Source organism: Methylobacterium sp. CCH7-A2, assembly GCF_001557075.1.
Taxonomy (GTDB): domain Bacteria; phylum Pseudomonadota; class Alphaproteobacteria; order Rhizobiales; family Beijerinckiaceae; genus Allobosea; species Allobosea massiliensis.
Genome location: NZ_LSKN01000047.1, coordinates 1 through 3,467 on the forward strand (window position 1 = coordinate 1; position 3,467 = coordinate 3,467).

A 3,467-nucleotide genomic window follows, 5' to 3' on the forward strand; every position below is an offset into this window, starting at 1 on the left:
TGGTGATCCAGCCCGTCGCGCCGGCGGCCTTGGCCTCCTGCTTGACGGCGTCGTCGGATTCGGTGGTCAGGAAGACGATGGGCGTGCCCATGAAGGCCGGCAGGGCGCGCAGGGCCTTGATCATTTGCATGCCATTCATCACCGGCATGTTGAGGTCGGTGATGACGAGTTCGAAGCTCTGCGCCTTGGCCTTGGCCAGCCCCTCCGCGCCGTCGCCGGCCTCGACGACATTGTGCCCGGCCGGTCCCAGCACCAGCTTGATCATCTGCCGGACGCTCGGCGAATCGTCGACGATGAGGATGTTGGCCATGGTCAGATCCCGGACAGTTCGGAAGGCATCGTGCCGGGCGGCGTCACGCCGGCCCGGTGGAAGGCGGAAGCGACGACGTCGCTGATGCTGGTGAGGGTGAAGGGCAGGTTGCGGGCGGCGCAGCTGCGGCTGGCGGCCAGGAGTGTTTGCACGAAGGTGATGTCGGCCTGCTCGACGCCGGCGCAGTCGATCTCGATCACGGACCCAGCCTCGAGAAGACCGGCCAGGGAGGCGGCCGTCGCCTTGGCGTGACGAAGCGTACAATCCGGCGGCAACACAAACCGGTAGGTTTTGAATTTATCGAGTGCAGTCACGATCTAGATCAAACTCAACGTCATTTCGATTTTCGCGCTTGATATATGATGATTAAGCGAAAAAGATTGCATCTTTCGATAAAATACGGTCTTTTTATTTTATGAGTTTGTAAGAATGAGCGTCTGTCCGGTCACTGGTGAGATTGTTGTCTTTGATCAAGCGCGGCATATCTGCTGGGGCGCGGGAAGCGGATGACGCGCCATTGGTCAGCGCCGACCATAATCTCAGTGACGACACTGGCCCTCTCAGGTGTGTCGAGCATCGCTCGCCCCGAGCCTTTGCAACAAGCTCCAAGATCCGCACGTCAGGACGTGATGTGCTCCCCGATTTGAGCCAGCTCGAGCTGGAATCGTCCGAGGTTAGGGCTGATCGCCTCTGGCTAAGGTTTACGATCGTTCGGCTTGTCGGGGCCGGCGTCAGTTGGTGATGGCCATGCAGCCATCCATGCGACCAGCGGGAAGGGTCCGTCTCAATCTCCCTCAACCACCCGATGCACGAGCCGCATGACGCAGTGCAGCCGAGTTTCTCCCCGTCCGGTTTGAATTTCGGCTTTGGGGTATAGCTGGCGCATCTCGCAAAGAGGAACTTCTCGATCTGCTTAATCAGCTGGGACGGTCGTCGCAACCTGGTGCATGACACTGCGAGGAAGTGCCGTATTCGTGTCACATCCGCCCGTCGTCGCCCCGCAAACAAGCCGTCGCTCTCGAACATCACGCAGCCGCCCTCTCGGGGCGGCGCGATCCATGCCAATGGAGCGCGCGGGACGAGGCCGACCGAGCCGGATTCGAGAAGCCAACGTAGGCCAGCGACGGCCTGGCCAAGCTCTTCGGGAGACCCCTCGGCGAGCACGGGACCGCCCCTGCGGGCCTCATGATTTTACTGCGAGGGAGGCTATTCGCCGACTTGCAGTCAAATTGTATGTCGTGCCTTCAATCTTGGCTCAAGCCGAACTAGGCGGCCTGCCGCCAAGTTCGCGGTATCGTGCCTTTCACGACGGAAGAGACGGGCACCGTCACGTCTGTCTGTCGTGCCCTTCCTTGATCCTCGCGCGAGGACGGAAATGGCGGAGAATGCGCCATTTTTGTATGTCGTGCCCTTGTTCGCGATAGCAAAGTCGACGCGGCCCGCAGGGTTTGCATCAACTTTGCGGTATCGTGCCTTCATTTTCCTAGGGCCAACCTAATGGAACCGGGCCGGAATGGCGCGATTCCAGGCCTCATCGCACGTTCTGTTTCGCCTCTATGAACTGCGATGACCGCCTGTCAGGGCGAAAAAATCCCGATAGAGTACGATGTCGTGATTGCACCCCTGCACCAGTAGGGGTGCAATCACTGATTTGGGGGTGCAGTAGGCTACCTCGCTCGGCGGGATGTGCCGTCGAGCGACGTTTTTATCGCTGATATCGTATCTGGATCGCGCCCGTAACGTGCCCTGGGGGTGCAGGGAGGGAGCCTGCCGATCACCGATGGCAATGGTCGACGTTGCATCGGCGCGTACCGACGAGCGGGCCTTTGGCGATGGTGCAGCCGAGATGGTTGGGCTCGACTTGCAAACGCTCAGATGCCCCGATGACCAACCAGATGACGAACCGGCTTGGGCTAGCGAAGAGCCCACCTTCCCCGATCTTCTCGGCAGATGATCGGCTTTGGCTCGCGACCACTGATGGTGCTGGAGGTCGGCGGCCAAGCGGCACGCACCGTTAGCGGGAACAGCCCGGAGCGCTTGGCGTAACTTTGCGGCTGCAGCCGGGGACGCGCACGAGCACGACCTATCTACACGTGCCCGCGCTGAGGGCTTCTCCTGACCGGGCTTCCTCGCCCCCAGGCACATGGCAGAAAGGCGCTCAACACCGTGATCGACGTGGCCTGCAGCCAGGGCATCTCGAGCCGTTCGGTCGACGATCTGGTCACAGTGACGCGGATGAGCGGCATCTTGACGAGCCAGGTCTCGCAGCTCCCGTTCGCCGCGTGATACTTCGTGCTTCGAACCCGCTGGAAGCGCCGCAACGGCGAGATCAACCGCCGGATCGAGTTTGTCGGCAACCTGGCTGCGCGGCTGTCGGGATCACCGGCGAAGCCGCCCACAATCAGACTCGCCAATGCGATCCTGTTCGAACAGGAGCAGTAAATAGGCCGCCCAAGGCGCCCACGCCATCACGCTGAAAGGCATCGCATCGCTCATCGGTGATCTTCTCAGCAATCTACCAGCCGTTGGCACCTGATCAGCCCGGCAAAACCCGCTTGGCGTCGCCCCCGCGAAGCGAAAGCGCCGGCTGGAACAAGATCAGCGAAAGCCAGAAAGCCGCCGATAGGTGGGGCGGACATCCGTACCGCTACAGCCACTTCATCGGCGGCGGGCGCACAAGTGTTCCACATTTTCAATGAAGCAACGCGACAATAGGCTTGCATAAAATCCAGAATCGATGCAGCCGCCCGCGGATTCTAAGCCTTTCGATTCGCAAAAAGTGAAAATGTGGAACACTGGCGATATTCCTGTTGACGATTGATGGGCATCGCCGATCCTACGCGTGAGCCGCCGAGAGTAATCGGCTTTCCAAAATGACCCGGTTCGAGAGACGGGACTGGCAATCCGTGCCAGCGCCCATGGTGGGACTGCGTCCTGAGCAACGAGGAGCGAGCTGCAGTGGTGTCGCGTCTGGAAAGGTTGGCTGACCAGAACCGTGCGCTGCATCAGCAGGCTTGTGCCTTGATCATCGCCGGCCAGGGCACCGCCATCGATACCCTCCCGATCCTGGGAGATCTGAAGGAGCTCTATCAGGACTGCCTCAGAGTCCGTCCCGGAACTCATGACGCTCGCGCGATGCGGCGGATAAGAACCATGG

4 protein-coding genes are annotated in these 3,467 nt (G+C 60.7%); 2 read left to right on the forward strand and 2 right to left on the reverse strand.

What is annotated here, in order from left to right; translation table 11 throughout:
• The coding region (locus tag AX750_RS03835) for a response regulator (RefSeq protein ID WP_066717792.1) at positions 1-310 on the reverse strand (310 nt) is incomplete at its 3' end.
• 2 nt (positions 311-312) lie between these two features.
• Positions 313-624 carry an STAS domain-containing protein gene (locus tag AX750_RS25340; RefSeq protein ID WP_197426534.1) on the reverse strand — a complete coding sequence of 104 codons (312 nt, stop codon included), beginning with the start codon at positions 622-624 and terminating at the stop codon, positions 313-315.
• 1,978 nt (positions 625-2,602) lie between these two features.
• Here AX750_RS25340 and AX750_RS25835 point away from each other — a divergent pair.
• The gene (locus tag AX750_RS25835) at positions 2,603-2,752 is read left to right on the forward strand and encodes a hypothetical protein (protein ID WP_156446431.1); all 150 of its coding nucleotides are present in this window, start codon (positions 2,603-2,605) and stop codon (positions 2,750-2,752) included.
• Between the two features lie 516 nt (positions 2,753-3,268).
• On the forward strand, positions 3,269-3,467 hold a 199-nt coding region (locus tag AX750_RS26705), incomplete at its 3' end, for a hypothetical protein (RefSeq protein WP_210173035.1).